This is a genomic window from Loktanella sp. F6476L (genome assembly GCF_023015725.1).
In the GTDB taxonomy this organism is placed as follows: Bacteria; Pseudomonadota; Alphaproteobacteria; order Rhodobacterales; family Rhodobacteraceae; genus Yoonia.
The window spans coordinates 325,090-339,920 of the sequence record NZ_JALKAR010000002.1; the positions used below are offsets into that span (position 1 = coordinate 325,090).

Sequence of the window (14,831 nt, forward strand, 5' to 3'; positions counted from 1 at the left end):
GGGTGCGTAGCGCGCATTTAACGGGATCCAACCGGGAACTTCCGATCATAGACCAGCGAAAAGACATAGGTGTACCCAACGACGAAAGTTGTGACGACGATATCCGTCGATATCGCCTGCAGCATGCTAAAATCGAACCACCACATGTAAATCGGAATGGACGTGATCAGCAGCGACATTTCGAAACCGACGGCATGCAGGATTCGGCCCATGGTCGAACGGTCGGACGCAACGCGGCCCGATTTGGCGTCAAACCTGTCAAAGACCCAATTATAAATCAGCCCCATCACCATTGCCTTTAGCACAAGAATGACCCCGAGCACGCCAACTTCGGCGATGCTTTTATCCAAGAGCAAGGCACCGGCGGGCACGAGAATTGCCATGAGGATAACTTCAAAGGCCACCGTGTATTGAACGCGTTCGCGCCCGCTGCGCAAAGCCGTATTGCTAGGCATTTGCCAAGCTCCTGTTTTGTATTGCCGCCCGCAACATGTCAGGGGCGGCGCGCTGGTAGTTCAGTTGATCGCCGCTTGCGATCAAAGCGTCTTAGTCCGATGTGATTTGTGTCGTAGGGCGGTCGTTGTCGTTATTTTGTGTTGAATGGCGTCAGGGCGATGTCGCCGAATTGGCCCGCATAGGCATGAACCGCAGGCGAACCGCCAAGATGCATCAGCAGGATTTTCGCGTCCGACGCGAACCGGTTCTGTGCGGCTAGATCCAGAAGACCGCGGATCGCGCGGCCTTCGTAAACCGGATCGGCGATAAGCCCTTCTGTGGTGGCCATCAGGCGAATACCCTCTTTGATCGCATCATCGGCATAGCCGTAGTCAGCATCGTTTGAGGCAATCACCGTGACATCATTTTCCTCGACCAACTCGGGTAATTCTAAGACCGCGAGGGCTTCGTTCGCTAACTCGCGGACCCGCCGCGTTTTGATTGCTGTCTCGCCGTCATCGGCGATCCCGATAATCTTGGTTGGGACGCCGAGCGCCTTGAAACCTGCAACCAGACCCGCCTGCGTGCTGCTCGACCCCGTCGTATGAACCAAGTGGTCGAAGAACACGCCCGTCTGCTGCATTTGCATCGCTAGTTCGATGGCGCAGTTCATGTACCCCATACTGCCAAGGGGGTGTTCCGATGCACCCCCAGGTATCAGGTAGGGTCGATGACCCTGCGCGCGTAAATGAGCCATGAATTCTTCCAGCGGTCCCTGATCTTCGATCGGGCGTTCGGTTTCGTCGACATACAGCTCTGCCCCCAACATATGGCTCAGCAGTATGTTGCCCACATGACGGTAGTTCGGGCCTGCGTCCTTGGTCCAAGCGCAATGCAGCAACGCGCATTTCATGCCCGCTTTGGCGGCTGCCGCTGCAGTCTGGCGGGTGTGGTTGGACTGGATTGCACCAACAGTCACCAGCATATCGCACCCTTTGCCCAGCGCGTCCCCTGTCAGAAATTCGAGTTTACGTGTCTTATTTCCGCCCCCTTCAAGTCCGGACAGATCATCGCGTTTCATCCACAATTCAGGACCGTTCAGCAGTTGGCCAAAATTGCGCAGTGGGTGCAACGGCGTTGGCAGCTGCGCCAACGCGAACCTAGGAAGGCCGGACAGGCGTGTAGTTAGATCAAGGATAAGGGATTCATCGAACATATCGGAACCTTTGGCCAGCATAGAGGGTGGTCTATTCTGAATTTTGCTACCTGTTTTTCTGTTGCAATCCAGTTAGTATCTGTCTGAAAATAAGACAGGTTAAACATGCCGAATACAGAAACCCTGCGTGCTTTTGTCTATGCGGCTGACCTTGGATCGTTCTCCGCTGCGGCGCGGCGTCTGGGCAAAGCCCATTCAGCAGTTTCAACGGCGATTGCGAATCTTGAAATTGATTGTGGCGTTCCGCTTTTTGATCGCAGCGGCCGCAGCCCTGTCCTGACCCCACAAGGACAGGCGCTATTGCCGCATGCACGCGGCGTTCTGCTGGGTACGACCGAATTCATAGCGATGGCAAATTCCATGGCCGAAGGGATCGAGACCCACGTGTCCCTTTCAGTCGAAAAAGGCATTAGTACAGAACCGCTTATGCCCTTGCTGCGTGCGTTCACAGAGCGGTTCAGTTCGGTTTCACTGGAAGTCACGACGCCCAGCTCCAACGATTCAGCCGACATGCTACGCAACGGCAGAACAGATATTGGCCTTATGGCGGAGCAAGAGGGTTACCCGATTGGCCTGCAATTTCGCGGACTTGGTTATTCTAAACTGATCCCGGTCTGCGCACCTGACCATGCGTTGGCGCAGAACATTGACGCCTCTTATCGTGACCTACGGCGCTATAGACAAATCCTGCGCCACAAAGATCCCGTCAAAGGAACATCACAGCAAAACGAAAAGAAGAGCGCCGCAGTTTGGCACGTGGAAGATCCCGATTTGATCATCGACTTTGTCCGTGCCGGATTTGGTTGGGCCGAATTGCCACTATCGCTCGTCAAGCAACCGATTGAACGCAAAGAACTCGTTCGGCTCAATTATGCGTTTCAGCAAAACGACCTACTGGAAGGCATTGATCTGGTTTGGACAGAACGACGGGCATTGGGGGTCGCGGGGCAATGGCTGCGGGATGAAATGCTAAAGTTTCCTCAAACGACTTGGTTGGAAGAACCGTTCTAAGGCCGATGCTTTTACCCGCCTCAGCTATTATCTCGCGTCGAAGATCTCGCGCGAGGCTTGAACATCTGCATGGCGATGTGCCGCCCATTCGGTCAGGCCGCGCAGCAATGGCAATAACTCTTCTCCGAGGTCGGTCAGTGTGTAACGCACCGCAACAGGTGGTCCCGGATCGACATCACGGCGCAGGTAGCCGTCGCGTTCCAAACTGCGCAGGTTCTCGGTCAGGACGCGCTGTGTGACGTCGCCAATCCTGCGTTTCAACTCACCGAAACGGAGCGTCCCGTCTTCCAAGGCTAGGACAATCAGCACCTGCCATTTGCCCGTGACTTTCGACAGCACCTGCCGGATCGGACAATTCGCAGCATCATCTTTGGTCAGCGCGGTTACGTTAAGCATACTTGGTTCCTAAATTGTGCGTAATTGATACTAGGTGCGAATTTGATACCAACATTTGCATAACGAATCAATTGTCATAAAGGAACAGAAAATGACACCTACAGACCTAGTTCTGGCTGCCGTCGCAGCTATCTTCGTAGACGCAGATGTTGACGCCGCCCGCGCGCTTGTTGCCCCCGATTATATTCAACACAATGTCGCTGTGCCGACTGGAGCGGACCCGATCCTTGGCTTCATTCCCGCTTTGAAAGAAAGCGGGATCGCGCTGACGACCCACCGCGTGATCACCGAGGGTGAGATGGTTGTTTTGCACAACACTTACGATAACGCTCAGGCGCTTGGGGCTGAAACTTTGGTGGCGTTTGATGTCTTCCGCGTGGCTGACGGCCAAGTGGTCGAACACTGGGACAATCTTCAAGTGCCCCCCGCCGAAAGGGTTTCAGGACGTTCGATGACCGATGGCCCGACCGAGGTCGTTGACCTTGAACAGACAGCTGCGAACAAGGCGCTGGTCGAAGGGTTTGTGAAGGATGTGCTGCAAGGTGGCGCGCCGGAACGCATTACGGACTATGTTTCGACCGAAACCTATTTGCAGCATAACCCAATGGTTGGTGACGGGCTAAATGGACTTGGTGCGGCCTTAGCGGCGATGGCAGAGGCCGGACAAGCAATGGCCTATGCGGAAACGCATATCGTGGTGGCGGAAGGCAACTTTGTCTTCGCGGCATCAGAAGGCACGATTGGCGAAACACCGACCGCGTTCTTTGATCTGTTCCGCGTCGAGAATGGCCTAATCGTGGAACATTGGGACACGGTTTCCGAAATTCCAGCAGATATGCCCCACGACAACGGCAAGTTCTGAATCACGACGGATGTGGCTTCGGATTTCCGGGGCCGCATCTGCCAACGAAGATAGGTCAAGGATCAGACGACCTGCCTGATTTCGAAATAAAACGTCCCCAAGCAAAGGCACGCTGGACCAGTCCCCCCAAACAAAAAAGGCCGTAGCGGATGCTACGGCCTTTCCAGAAATCATATGAAGAACGATTAGTTCTTCGCGTAGAATTCGACCACGAGGTTTGGTTCCATCGCGACTGGGTAAGGAACGTCGCCCAGTGTTGGTGTGCGTGTGAATTCACAAGTCATTTTGTTGTGGTCAACAGCCATGTAATCAGGCACGTCGCGCTCTGGCAATTGGGATGCCACGAGAACGATTTCCAACTGACGGGACTTGTCGCGCACTGCGATCACGTCGCCTTCGGACACACGGTAAGACGCGATGTTCACTTTCTTGCCGTTCACTGTCACGTGGCCGTGGTTCACGAACTGACGTGCTGCGAAGATTGTTGGAACAAACTTGGCGCGGTACACAACAGCGTCCAAACGACGCTCAAGCAAACCAATCAAGTTTTCACCAGTGTCGCCTTTTACACGCTCAGCTTCGGCGTAGATGCGGCGGAATTGCTTCTCTGTCAGGTCGCCGTAGTAACCTTTCAGTTTTTGCTTAGCACGCAGCTGGATACCGAAGTCGGACAATTTGCCTTTGCGGCGCTGACCGTGCTGGCCGGGGCCGTATTCGCGACGGTTCACTGGGGACTTAGGACGACCCCAGATGTTTTCGCCCATACGGCGGTCAATTTTGTACTTGGCAGCGGTACGTTTAGTCATACGCTGATCTCCTTCTTTTGTTACGAAGGGCGTTGTCCTTTTTGCGGATTTTGCCGCAATGACAGGGTTCCTCTTGCGAGGTCCACCAACACCAATGAATGGGCGGCTTATAGAGGTGCCCGAGACAGAGTCAACGGCTACTTGCGCCCATCTGAAATTAGCGTCAGGTGTGGCGCCATGACTGACCAGAACACCCCCCGATTACTAGATTTTATTGGTGCATTTGCCACAGGCGGCCTGCTGACCTTGATGGTCTGGTTCAACGGCACATTGGCGGTCACCGGATCGCTTCTGTTTGCGTCTTGGGTCCCGCATGTGACCGGATCACTTTTGGCCATTATTGTATTGCTGGCGATGCGCCCGAAGAAGGCCAAACCAACGGCCAAAGTTCCATGGTGGGCTTATCTTGGTGGCATATCGGGTGCTGTCACTGTCATGCTGACATCGGCCACTATGAATTCGGCACTGGCGATTTCGGGCACGATTGCTTTGGGTTTAGCTGGGCAGATGGTCTTTAGCCTTGTGGCTGACAAATGGGGAATGATGGGTCTGCCGCAGCGCAATCCGACCGTCCGCGACATGCTGGCGCTGGGGTTGATCATGGCTGGATCGGTCATTCTTATCTTCTTCGGGGGCGTATAGATGCTTGGTTTCGCAGCACTCGCCGTCTTGGGTGGCGCATTGGTATCGTCGAGCCGTCAGATCAACGGCAGCTTGTCGATGTACACATCCGCCCTGCATTCATCATATTGGAACCACGTGGTTGGGTTTGCCTTTATCACTGCAGTTGGGATCGCCTTTGGCGGCTTGTTCATGGGTGATCCGTGGGGTGCGCCATGGTGGGCCTATCTTGGCGGTCCGATCGGTTTTGTGTTTATCGCCGCATCCAGCTGGGCTGTGCTTAAGATTGGCGCTGCGCAAACGGCGATGTTGATTATCGCAGGTCAGATGATTTCCGGCGTCGCTGTCGATATCGCATTAGGCACCGAGGGTAACACGACCACACGGATTATCGGGGTTGCACTTATTCTTGCGGGTATGCTTGTCGCCCGATCTGGTGCTAAACCTAAAGCCAATGGGACATAACGACGGAATACAACGATGATAGACACAACGGTTGCCGTGATCGGATTGGGGTCGATGGGATATGGCATCGCATCATCCGCCCGCAAAGCTGGGCTTCAAGTACATGGCTTTGACGTCAACGAAGCCCAAGTCACACGGTTCCAATCAGAAGGCGGCGCGCCAGGCACGCTTGCCGAAGTGGCCCCGACCCTATCCGCTGCTGTGATAGTCGTCCTGAATGCCACCCAAACCGAAACCGTTTTGTTCGGCGACGATGGCATCGTGCCGAAGATGCCCGCAGGCAGTGTTGTAATCGGATGCGCGACGGTTCCCCCTGCATTTGCCCGCGACATGGCCAAACGTTGTGCTGGACACGGTGTTCATTATCTGGACGCCCCGATTTCCGGCGGCTCTGTAAAAGCCGCGAGCGGAGCGCTGAGCGTGATGGCCTCTGGCACGCCTGACGCTTTCCTTAGCGCAGCCCCCATTCTTGATGCGACCGCTGAAAAGGTCTTTCGTCTCGGTGATACCGCTGGCGCAGGTTCTGCGATGAAAGCGGTGAACCAGCTTCTAGCTGGCGTTCATATTGCCGCGATGGCCGAAGCCATGACATTCGGGATAAGCCAAGGGGTCAGCGCTGAAGACTTCATGGAGGTGATCCCAGAATGTGCAGGTACGTCATGGATGCTGGAAAATCGTGGACCGCATATTGTCGACGGCGATTACACGCCCCATTCCAGCGTGAACATTTGGCCAAAAGATCTGGGCATCGTGCTGGATATTGCGAAGGAAACGAGCTTTGACGCGCCGATTACCACTGCGGCACTGAAACAGTTCGCCGCGGCAGCAGATGCAGGGCTAGGTGGCCAAGATGACGCCGCAGTCGCCAAAGTTTACGCAGCCCAAGCCGGCCTTGATCTGCCGAAGGGCGGATAAGCGATGTCGGACACCCAGCTTCGCGAACAGATGTGCCTGCTTGCCAAATCGCTATTTGACCGTGGTCTCACCGGCGGCAGTACGGGCAACATTTCGGCCCGCACCGACGACGGCGGACTTTTGGTATCCCCGACGGGCACCAGTTTTGGCAGACTTGATCCCGGTCGGTTGTCACGTTTCGACGCTAAGGGCGTCCTGATTGCGGGCGATCAACCAACCAAAGAAATGTCGCTGCACAGTGCGTTCTACGATACCCGCAGCAGCGCTGGTGCCGTGGTCCATTTGCATGCCTGTCATTCGGTCGCGTGGTCGATGATGCCTGATGCGGATCTTGATAATTTCCTGCCGCCACTGACCCCTTACGCGATCATGAAGCTGGGCAAGGTGAAACTACTGCCGTTCTTCATGCCTGGTGATCCGGCGATGGGTGATGCGGTACGCGGGCTGGCAGGGAAACGGTCTGCGGTCATGCTGGCCAACCACGGCCCCGTTGTGGCTGGCAAAGATGTTGAAGCGGCGTGCAACGCGATTGAAGAACTCGAAGATACGGCAAGGCTGGCGATGATGATGCGCGGCATATCTGCGCGCGCGTTGACGGATGCCCAAGTCCAAGGCCTTGTGACCAAGTTTGATGTGGAGTGGGACGATTGACGCAGTTTTCAGCGAACCTTGGCTTTCTGTGGACCGACCTTGCGCTTCCCGATGCTATTCACGCAGCGAAAGCTGCAGGATTTGACGCGGTTGAGTGCCATTGGCCTTATGCGGTTGATCCTGCGGATGTGAAAACAGCGCTTGATGCCACAGGTCTGCGGATGCTGGGTATAAATACGGATCGCGGCGACGTGGCAGGTGGTGACAACGGGTTGTCCGCCCTGCCCGACCGCATCCATGAAGCCCGCGCCGCGATTGATCAGGCGATTGCTTACGCCGTACAAATTGGATGCGGTGCCGTGCATGTCATGGCCGGATTTGCGGCCGGGAGCCCGGCACACGATTGCTTTGTGGCGAACCTGAAATACGCGGCGACACAGGCGGCAGCCCATGACATCACGATCCTGATTGAGCCGCTTAATCGCTACGATGCCCCCGGCTATTTCCTGACCACCACGACGCAGGCGATAGCGATTATCGACGCCGTGAACGCGCCTAATCTCGGGCTAATGTTCGACTGCTATCATGTTCAGTTGATGGAAGGTGATTTGACGCATCGACTGGCGTCCCTGTTGCCCAAGATCGGGCATATCCAATTCGCGGGCGTGCCCGCGCGCGGCAGACCGGATGAAGGCGAAGTCGCCTATAGACACGTGTTCAGGGCCATCGCGGAAATGGGATACACCGCGCCGCTGGGGGCCGAATACAAACCGGGTGGCGATACCGATCAAACGTTAGGTTGGATGGCTACGCTGCGCTAAAAATGCGCAAAGCGGGGCCATAAATGCGGCTGGATCTTCCATCAAACCAAGGTGCTGAAGGCGCGGCAAAATAATTGTCTGCGCGCCCGCAATTTCCGCCGCAATATCGCGCGCCATCTGCGGGGTACTGCCGCTATCGTTTTCGCAGGTCATCACCAAAGCAGGCGCCGTGATCGGCAACTTTGGCCCAATCAGTTCACGAACACCATTGGCCAGTACCCAAGCAGTTTGCGCATAGCTTTCGGCGTCCACCTGTCCGCGCCAATCACGCACATGTCGGGGTCCTTCCCCTGTCACCAGATAATCGGGCGTGAACCACCGCTTCAGCGCGGCGTCAAAGGTCGCAAACGCCCCTTGTTCGCGCACGGCCTTGGCCCGCGCTTCTACCGCATCTTGCGCTGCCGCACCCCGATTATGGGGCGAATTCATGATCACGAGCGACGCTATTTTGTTGGGGAAATCCAACGCAAAGCGTCGATTGATCATGCCACCAATGGAAAACCCTGCGATATGCGCTTGGGCCATCCCGACATGATCCATCAGATCCGCCAGTTGTTGCGCAAACACCTGCAATGAAAGCGGTTCTTTCGCAGGTATGCTTTCACCGTGACCGTAAAGATCGTAACGCAAGACGCGACAACCTGTCAGGGCGGGCAGGTGGCTGTCCCACAGCCGCCGCGACAGACCAAGACCGTGGATCAACACGACTGCAGGCCCTTCGCCGCTTAGATCGAAAGCCGTTCCATCTGGCGCGACCTCAGACACCCGCCGGGTTCTCCACATCGCCGCCCATTTCCGCGATATCTTGATAGCGATTGCCGATCCGATGGTTCGGGTGCCCTCCAATCGACGCGCCAAGCGCCATGATGATTTCATCCTCTGCGGGCGCGTCCTGCACTGACACATGGATCGTTTGGTAATGCGACCGCTGCCCCCCATCATCCTTGTGCATCAGTGGAATCATCAACGACGTCCCAGCCGCCCCTCGCGTGTTCGAAAAGACCAGATAGGACTGCGCATTGACCGCGCGCCGGTAGGCATTCCCGAACCAAAGCGTGTGCGTTAACGCTTGGGCGTGTTCCAGTTCACCGCCCATACCAACGACGGACGCCTTCCCGTACCCTTCGACTTTGTCGCCTGCGACATCCAGGATCATGTCTGTCAGAAGTTGCCCCAGTTCCGGACCGACATCACGAATGACGGGGCGCAAATCTTCGACATGGCCCTGCCCGAACCACGGGTTCTTGATGATCGCCATGGCGGTGATCAATTTTGTCGGAACAGGTGGCGCCTTCCAACCTTCAATGAATGTGGTCTGGATATTTGTAATTGTACGGCGAATTTCAGCGGGCATGTTATGCGAACTCCGGCATGACGTGATTGATAAACAGGTCCATGGATCGTTTCTGACGGTCCATATCGAGCCCCATGGAGGCGTAATAGATGAAGGAATCGACGCCTAGCGCTTCGTAAGCTTTCAGCTTGGCGATGACCTGTTCGGGCGTTCCCAACATCAGGTTCTCTTCGAGCATATCAGGATCAACACGTACGTTGCCTTCCAATGCGGACAGCGGGACTTCTTCGGGGAAGCCGTTCACGACCTCGCCTTTTTGCATCATCAGGTTGCCGAACCGCCCCAAGACACGGCGCACTGCGTCCAAGGTGACCTGACGGTCGGCGTCGTTATTGTAAAGCGCAGTATGGCGCATCAATGCAAAGGTTCCGGACCAACCACCGCCCGCCGCTACGATGCTTTCATCAAGCTGCTGTTTATATTTCTCGGCCTCCGCCATGGGCAAGGTGAATGGCCAGCACATCACATTGCAATCGTTCGCAACGGCATAAGCGAACGTTCCCGGCGACCGCGCGGCAACCCACATCGGAACGGTATCTTGCAAAGGCTTCGGACACGACGTTGCCGCCGGAAATTGCCAATGCGCGCCATTGTGGGTGACATCGCCTTTCCATAATTCCCGAACAAGCGGCAGCATTTCTTGTAGATATTTGTGCCCGTCCTTTTGGCTGACACCCGGCTTCATTCGGTCAAATTCACGCTGATAGGCACCGGACCCAAGGCCCAATTCCAGCCGACCACCTGACAGCAGGTCAACCATAGCCGCTTCTCCGGCCAGATTGATCGGATGCCAATAGGTCGCGTTCGCCACACCACATCCCAGCCGGATGTTTTCAGTATGGTCCGCCCACCACGTCATGATCTGGAACGGATTGGGCGCGATCGTCATTTCAAGCGCGTGGTGTTCGGCGGCCCACGCCACCTCGAACCCAGCCTGATCAGCCATTTTCACCATTTCAAGCGTATGATCCCGCACTTTCGTGATCGGTGTGTCTTCGGACATACGTTCGAGGTTGATCGCTAAATGAAACTTCATGGGGTCACCTCATTTTGAAAGGGTTGGCAATGGGATCGTCTGACAGGTTCATCCAGACTGTTTTGGGGCGGGTGTAGGCGTAGACGGATTGCATGCCTGCCTCGCGCCCGTAACCGCTTGATTTCACGCCACCAAAAGCCGCAATCGGACTAATCGCGCGATAGGTATTCACCCAAACGATCCCCGCCTTCACACGCTTGGACATGCGAATTGAACGGGCGCTGTCGCGTGTAAAAATACCCGCAGCAAGACCGTGCATCGTATCGTTGGCCATCGCGACGACCTGATCTTCGGATTTGAAGCGCTGCACGGTGAGAACCGGACCAAACAGTTCCGTATCGAGAATGGTCATCTCGGGGCTTGGGCACGCGATGATCGTGGGTTCAAAATACAGCCCTGCCAAATCTGCAGGCTTGCCGCCCGTCAGAACCTGCCCGCCTTGTTCAATCGCCAAAGCAATCTGGCGCTGGATGTGATCGATCTGGCCTTGGGTACAAAGCGGGCCCATTTCGGTGGCATCATCTTGCGGATCACCGATGCAGATATTCTGCGCGATATGCACCAGTTTTTCGAGGAACTCGTCCGCGATATCATCATGTACAAACAGCCGAGATCCCGCGACGCAAGACTGCCCTGTCGCGCCAAAAATGCCGGCCACGCAGCCATTTACAGCACTTTCAATATTCGCGTCGTCAAAAACAATGAACGGCGATTTACCACCTAGTTCTAGCGACACCTCCGCGAAATTTTCGGCAGAGTTGCGCACGACATGACGGGCTGCATTTGGCCCGCCTGTAAAAGCGATTTTCGCGACCTGTGGATGCGATGTCAGCGCTTTGCCGCAGGTCGCACCACCGGTCACGATGTTTACGACGCCATTGGGGATGCCAGCCTGAGCGACTAGTTTGCCGAACTCCAACAAAGGCGCAGAGGCATGTTCAGACGCCTTAAGCACAATCGTATTTCCCGCCGCCAATGCGGGACCGATCTTGACCGCGCTGAGAAACATCTGACTGTTCCAAGGCACCACAGCTGCAATAACGCCGATGGGTTCGCGTTCGGTGAAAACAAACATGTCTGGCTTATCAATAGGCAGCGTTTCGCCGTGAATTTTGTCCGCAGCGCCTGCGTAGAATTGCAAATACTCAGCGATATACGTCGCTTGCCATGCTGTTTCTTTGAACATCTTGCCGGTATCGGTTGTTTCGACCCGTCCGATAGATTCAGAATTTTCGGCCAATAGATCGCCCAACCGCCGCAGGCATTTCCCCCGTTCGGTCGCGGTCATTTGCCCCCAAGGCCCGTCCAATGCGGCGTCTGCGGCTTGCACTGCGCGGTCAACGTCCTGCGCCGTCGCTTCGGGTACGTTTGACCACACGTCGCCAGTCGCAGGATTTACGCTGTCGAACCGCGCGCCGTCAGCCGCATCACACCACGCGCCGTCAATTAGCATCTGATAAGTCGATATCGCCATCGCACAGTCCTTTTTTGAATTGGGCAAAGGCTATCCGAAGAAATGAAACCAAGATAACGAATAAATATGGACATTAAGTTCGAAAAATTCGAACTTAAGTGATGAACTTACAAGAACTACGCACCTTCCTGACCATCGTCGAAACCGGCAGCCTTGTCCGCGCATCAGAGGTGCTGAACGTCACGCAATCCACCGTGACCGCTCGTCTCAAGACGCTGGAAGATGCATTGGGACAAACACTTTTGATCCGCAGCAAATCAGGGGCAACGCTGACGGCGGCTGGCCAACGGCTTTTTCGCTATGCCGACACGATCACCGAACTTTGGCAGCAGGCCCGACAAGAAGTGTCGTTACCCGCAGGGATGGCTGGTGTCTGCAATCTGGTGTGCGATCACGACCTTTGGCCACATCTCGGGGATACGCTTTTTCGGCAGATTAAAGACACTGTGCCTGATTTTGCGTTGACCGTTTGGCTGGGTAGTCAAGCGGATATCGCGACATGGCTGGACAGTGGGAAGGCCGACTTGGCGTTGACCTACAGATCAGCCACATCAGCGCGGCAGGACCAAATCACCTTAGCGCCTGACCAGATCAAGCTTTTTGAAACACCACAAGGCATCGCATCGGATTACGTATTTGTTGAGGCAGGCACGGTTTTTGGCCGCGATCACGCCGCAGCCTTTCCTGGTGACATCGGCACAAGGATCAGCTTCGGCAATGCAAAGACAGGGCTTGATTATATCTTACGCGAAGGTGGCAGCGCCTATTTGCCTGAGAGATTGGCAATGCCGTTTGTCGCGTCAGGTACGCTGACCCTGTCAGCCGATGCACCAACCTTCCAGCGCGATATCTACCTGTCCTTCAACAAAGCTGCGCGTTGCAAATGGGACTGGTTTGATCGCGTCGCCGCATCGTTCCCATAAAAGAACCCGACTGAATAGAACATGAAATTTCTCGGACGGCCCACGCGTTAGGTGCCACGATAATCCTTCGTTAACGCCAATCACATAGAATTACCCAAACGATCATAGACTGGGTTCAACACATGCAAGTGCGCCGTAAATCGAAGAAAGTCAGTCCACAGTACGAAGATGCCGGTCTATTCCAGAACACCGTTTGTCATGTGGACGTCGAACTGATCCCTGTCATGCGTAAGAATAATCGTGACGATGTGATCATCACGGGGCTTGTGAAAGGTGATCTTGAAATTGCGGTGACGTTCGCCGGACGCAGGGCTACGGAAGCCGCTGCAATTATCGCGCGGCTGGAAGCCTTACGCGACGGACAGAAACACATGGCCGACGTCAAGAAAAGCCGACTGCCCATGAAGATCGAAGGCGCGTGGCGGCCGCAGTTTGTTGCTGAAGACAGTGGTTTTGAAACGCGTACGTTCCATTTGATCGCCGCAAAATGGACGGTTCAGGGGGACAAAGGAAAACCCGTCGAATATGGCCAACCGCCCGCGCATACGCAGCCCCCAACATTTTGACGCGCCCCACCCGATCTGGATGAGGCGCGCAATTTATCAAGTGTAGCGGTTCACGAGGTTTTCCAACCGCTCTTGACGGCCTGACCGCGGCGTTGGGTTAATCCCTTCGACCTCCACACGGGACGTGATGCTATCTAGGTCAGAATTGAGCAGTGCTTTCCCGGCATCTGTTTCCCACCCCGCGTAACGTGCGTCACGGGCTGCTTCCAATTTCCCGTCGTCCAGCATTGCTGCAGCCGCTTTGAAACCTGCCGCGCAGGCGTCCATGCCACCGACATGCGCGAGGATCAGATCCTCTGGATCAATTGACTGACGGCGCAGCTTGGCATCAAAGTTGGTCCCACCCGTTTTGAAACCACCGGCCCGCAGCACTTCGTAATAGGCCAACGTCATTTCAGGAACATTATTCGGGAACTGGTCGGTGTCCCAACCGGATTGGTAATCGTTGCGGTTCATGTCGATGGACCCGAAGATGCCAAGCTCGCGCGCCAAAGCCAGTTCATGTTCGAACGAATGCCCTGCCAAAATCGCGTGGCCTTGTTCGATATTGACCTGCACTTCGCCTTCCAAACCAAAGTCTTTCAGGAAGCCGTAAACAGTCGCAACGTCGAAATCATACTGGTGTTTTGTCGGCTCTTGCGGCTTGGGTTCGATCAGGATCGCACCCTTGAATCCCATCTTGTGTTTGTAGTCGACAACCATCTGCAACATGCGCCCAGCTTGCTGACGTTCGCGGCCCATGTCGGTATTCAGAAGCGTTTCGTACCCTTCGCGACCGCCCCAAAGGACGTAGTTTTCACCACCCAGTTTGATCGTCGCGTCCATGCAGGTTTTGATCGTCGCAGCCGAAAATGCAAATACGTCCGGATCAGGGTTCGTCGCCGCCCCCCCCATGAAACGACGGTGAGAGAACAGGTTCGCCGTGCCCCACAGCAGTTTCATGCCGGATGCGTCCTGCTTTTCCGCGAAATAATCGACGATTGCTTCCAGATTGCGCGTGTTTTCCGCGAAATCAGTGCCTTCAGGCCGCACGTCCGCATCGTGGAAACAGTAGTAAGGCACGCCGAGGATATCGAACATTTCGAACGCCACATCGGCCTTCAGTTTTGCCAGTTCAAGCGTGTCACCAAACCAAGGACGCTCGAACGTTTCGCCGCCGAACGGATCACCACCGGGCCATGCGAACGAATGCCAATAGGCGGCACCAAAACGCAAGTGATCTTCCATGCGCTTGCCCAAGACAACTTCGTCAGGGTTGTAATGGCGGAAGGCAAAATCGTTGTCCGTGTTTGGACCTTCGTATTTGATTTTAGAGATGCCGTTGAAGAAATCAGTCATG

18 protein-coding genes are annotated in these 14,831 nt (G+C 55.4%); 9 read left to right on the plus strand and 9 right to left on the minus strand.

Going from position 1 to position 14,831, the window contains the following annotated elements; translation table 11 throughout:
• Positions 1-17 precede the first annotated feature (17 nt).
• Together MWU61_RS06900 and MWU61_RS06905 are read right to left on the minus strand one after the other, a co-directional pair.
• Positions 18-455, minus strand: coding sequence for a PACE efflux transporter (locus MWU61_RS06900; protein WP_247127552.1), 438 nt, complete (start codon positions 453-455; stop codon positions 18-20).
• A 131-nt stretch (positions 456-586) separates the two neighbouring features.
• On the minus strand, positions 587-1,651 hold the full coding sequence (locus tag MWU61_RS06905; RefSeq protein WP_247127553.1) for a D-cysteine desulfhydrase family protein: 1,065 nt from the start codon (positions 1,649-1,651) through the stop codon (positions 587-589).
• Positions 1,652-1,756: 105 nt separating this feature from the next.
• Here MWU61_RS06905 and MWU61_RS06910 point away from each other — a divergent pair, with 105 nt between their 5' ends.
• Positions 1,757-2,662: a LysR family transcriptional regulator gene (locus MWU61_RS06910; protein ID WP_247127554.1), complete on the plus strand. Its 906-nt coding sequence runs from the start codon at positions 1,757-1,759 to the stop codon at positions 2,660-2,662.
• A 27-nt stretch (positions 2,663-2,689) separates the two neighbouring features.
• On the opposite strand, the gene MWU61_RS06915 is transcribed toward MWU61_RS06910, so the two are convergent.
• Positions 2,690-3,058: a helix-turn-helix domain-containing protein gene (locus tag MWU61_RS06915; protein ID WP_247127555.1), complete on the minus strand. Its 369-nt coding sequence runs from the start codon at positions 3,056-3,058 to the stop codon at positions 2,690-2,692.
• Between the two features lie 91 nt (positions 3,059-3,149).
• Between MWU61_RS06915 and MWU61_RS06920 the strand changes: the two genes are divergently transcribed.
• On the plus strand, positions 3,150-3,920 hold the full coding sequence (locus tag MWU61_RS06920; protein ID WP_247127556.1) for a nuclear transport factor 2 family protein: 771 nt from the start codon (positions 3,150-3,152) through the stop codon (positions 3,918-3,920).
• 185 nt (positions 3,921-4,105) lie between these two features.
• On the opposite strand, the gene rpsD is transcribed toward MWU61_RS06920, so the two are convergent.
• Positions 4,106-4,726 carry a 30S ribosomal protein S4 gene (gene rpsD, locus MWU61_RS06925; protein WP_247127557.1) on the minus strand — a complete coding sequence of 207 codons (621 nt, stop codon included), beginning with the start codon at positions 4,724-4,726 and terminating at the stop codon, positions 4,106-4,108.
• A 177-nt stretch (positions 4,727-4,903) separates the two neighbouring features.
• On the opposite strand from rpsD, the gene MWU61_RS06930 reads away from it, so the two are divergent.
• From MWU61_RS06930 to MWU61_RS06950, 5 genes are read left to right on the plus strand one after another with little or no spacing between them, the layout of a single operon-like run.
• A complete protein-coding gene (locus MWU61_RS06930) occupies positions 4,904-5,368 on the plus strand; it encodes a DMT family transporter (RefSeq protein ID WP_247127558.1) in 465 nt (154 codons plus the stop codon).
• Entirely contained in the window at positions 5,369-5,812 is a 444-nt protein-coding gene (locus MWU61_RS06935) for a DMT family transporter (RefSeq protein ID WP_247127559.1), read from the plus strand.
• Positions 5,813-5,827: 15 nt separating this feature from the next.
• Positions 5,828-6,727 (plus strand): L-threonate dehydrogenase, encoded by a 900-nt coding sequence (gene ltnD / locus MWU61_RS06940; protein ID WP_247127560.1) that lies wholly within the window; start codon positions 5,828-5,830, stop codon positions 6,725-6,727.
• A 3-nt stretch (positions 6,728-6,730) separates the two neighbouring features.
• The gene (locus MWU61_RS06945; protein ID WP_247127561.1) at positions 6,731-7,378 is read left to right on the plus strand and encodes an aldolase; all 648 of its coding nucleotides are present in this window, start codon (positions 6,731-6,733) and stop codon (positions 7,376-7,378) included.
• Positions 7,375-8,139, plus strand: coding sequence for a TIM barrel protein (locus MWU61_RS06950; RefSeq protein WP_247127562.1), 765 nt, complete (start codon positions 7,375-7,377; stop codon positions 8,137-8,139). Before MWU61_RS06945 ends, MWU61_RS06950 begins: the two co-directional genes overlap by 4 nt.
• On the opposite strand, the gene MWU61_RS06955 is transcribed toward MWU61_RS06950, so the two are convergent.
• From MWU61_RS06955 to MWU61_RS06970, 4 genes are read right to left on the minus strand one after another with little or no spacing between them, the layout of a single operon-like run.
• Positions 8,113-8,922 (minus strand): alpha/beta fold hydrolase, encoded by an 810-nt coding sequence (locus tag MWU61_RS06955; protein WP_247127563.1) that lies wholly within the window; start codon positions 8,920-8,922, stop codon positions 8,113-8,115. The genes MWU61_RS06950 and MWU61_RS06955 overlap by 27 nt on opposite strands.
• Positions 8,897-9,493: an amino acid synthesis family protein gene (locus MWU61_RS06960; protein ID WP_247127564.1), complete on the minus strand. Its 597-nt coding sequence runs from the start codon at positions 9,491-9,493 to the stop codon at positions 8,897-8,899. The genes MWU61_RS06955 and MWU61_RS06960 overlap by 26 nt, the downstream gene beginning before the upstream one ends.
• A 1-nt stretch (position 9,494) precedes the next feature.
• A complete protein-coding gene (locus MWU61_RS06965; RefSeq protein ID WP_247127565.1) occupies positions 9,495-10,529 on the minus strand; it encodes an LLM class flavin-dependent oxidoreductase in 1,035 nt (344 codons plus the stop codon).
• Positions 10,530-10,533: 4 nt separating this feature from the next.
• Positions 10,534-12,003: an aldehyde dehydrogenase gene (locus tag MWU61_RS06970; protein WP_247127566.1), complete on the minus strand. Its 1,470-nt coding sequence runs from the start codon at positions 12,001-12,003 to the stop codon at positions 10,534-10,536.
• Between the two features lie 101 nt (positions 12,004-12,104).
• Here MWU61_RS06970 and MWU61_RS06975 point away from each other — a divergent pair, with 101 nt between their 5' ends.
• Entirely contained in the window at positions 12,105-12,926 is an 822-nt protein-coding gene (locus MWU61_RS06975; RefSeq protein ID WP_247127567.1) for a LysR family transcriptional regulator, read from the plus strand.
• A 122-nt stretch (positions 12,927-13,048) separates the two neighbouring features.
• The gene (locus tag MWU61_RS06980) at positions 13,049-13,492 is read left to right on the plus strand and encodes a hypothetical protein (protein WP_247127568.1); all 444 of its coding nucleotides are present in this window, start codon (positions 13,049-13,051) and stop codon (positions 13,490-13,492) included.
• Between the two features lie 36 nt (positions 13,493-13,528).
• Here MWU61_RS06980 and xylA read toward each other — a convergent pair whose 3' ends face one another.
• Positions 13,529-14,830 (minus strand): xylose isomerase, encoded by a 1,302-nt coding sequence (gene xylA / locus MWU61_RS06985; RefSeq protein WP_247127569.1) that lies wholly within the window; start codon positions 14,828-14,830, stop codon positions 13,529-13,531.
• Position 14,831: the final 1 nt, after the last annotated feature.

Bases quoted from the DNA above. Each gene is read 5' to 3' on its own strand.
- MWU61_RS06900 (WP_247127552.1), bottom strand. From the start codon at position 455: ATGCCTAGCAATACGGCTTTGCGCAGCGGGCGCGAACGCGTTCAATAC.
- MWU61_RS06905 (WP_247127553.1), bottom strand. From the start codon at position 1,651: ATGTTCGATGAATCCCTTATCCTTGATCTAACTACACGCCTGTCCGGC.
- MWU61_RS06910 (WP_247127554.1), top strand. From the start codon at position 1,757: ATGCCGAATACAGAAACCCTGCGTGCTTTTGTCTATGCGGCTGACCTT.
- MWU61_RS06915 (WP_247127555.1), bottom strand. From the start codon at position 3,058: ATGCTTAACGTAACCGCGCTGACCAAAGATGATGCTGCGAATTGTCCG.
- MWU61_RS06920 (WP_247127556.1), top strand. From the start codon at position 3,150: ATGACACCTACAGACCTAGTTCTGGCTGCCGTCGCAGCTATCTTCGTA.
- rpsD (WP_247127557.1), bottom strand. From the start codon at position 4,726: ATGACTAAACGTACCGCTGCCAAGTACAAAATTGACCGCCGTATGGGC.
- MWU61_RS06930 (WP_247127558.1), top strand. From the start codon at position 4,904: ATGACTGACCAGAACACCCCCCGATTACTAGATTTTATTGGTGCATTT.
- MWU61_RS06935 (WP_247127559.1), top strand. From the start codon at position 5,369: ATGCTTGGTTTCGCAGCACTCGCCGTCTTGGGTGGCGCATTGGTATCG.
- ltnD (WP_247127560.1), top strand. From the start codon at position 5,828: ATGATAGACACAACGGTTGCCGTGATCGGATTGGGGTCGATGGGATAT.
- MWU61_RS06945 (WP_247127561.1), top strand. From the start codon at position 6,731: ATGTCGGACACCCAGCTTCGCGAACAGATGTGCCTGCTTGCCAAATCG.
- MWU61_RS06955 (WP_247127563.1), bottom strand. From the start codon at position 8,922: ATGTGGAGAACCCGGCGGGTGTCTGAGGTCGCGCCAGATGGAACGGCT.
- MWU61_RS06960 (WP_247127564.1), bottom strand. From the start codon at position 9,493: ATGCCCGCTGAAATTCGCCGTACAATTACAAATATCCAGACCACATTC.
- MWU61_RS06965 (WP_247127565.1), bottom strand. From the start codon at position 10,529: ATGAAGTTTCATTTAGCGATCAACCTCGAACGTATGTCCGAAGACACA.
- MWU61_RS06970 (WP_247127566.1), bottom strand. From the start codon at position 12,003: ATGGCGATATCGACTTATCAGATGCTAATTGACGGCGCGTGGTGTGAT.
- MWU61_RS06975 (WP_247127567.1), top strand. From the start codon at position 12,105: ATGAACTTACAAGAACTACGCACCTTCCTGACCATCGTCGAAACCGGC.
- MWU61_RS06980 (WP_247127568.1), top strand. From the start codon at position 13,049: ATGCAAGTGCGCCGTAAATCGAAGAAAGTCAGTCCACAGTACGAAGAT.
- xylA (WP_247127569.1), bottom strand. From the start codon at position 14,830: ATGACTGATTTCTTCAACGGCATCTCTAAAATCAAATACGAAGGTCCA.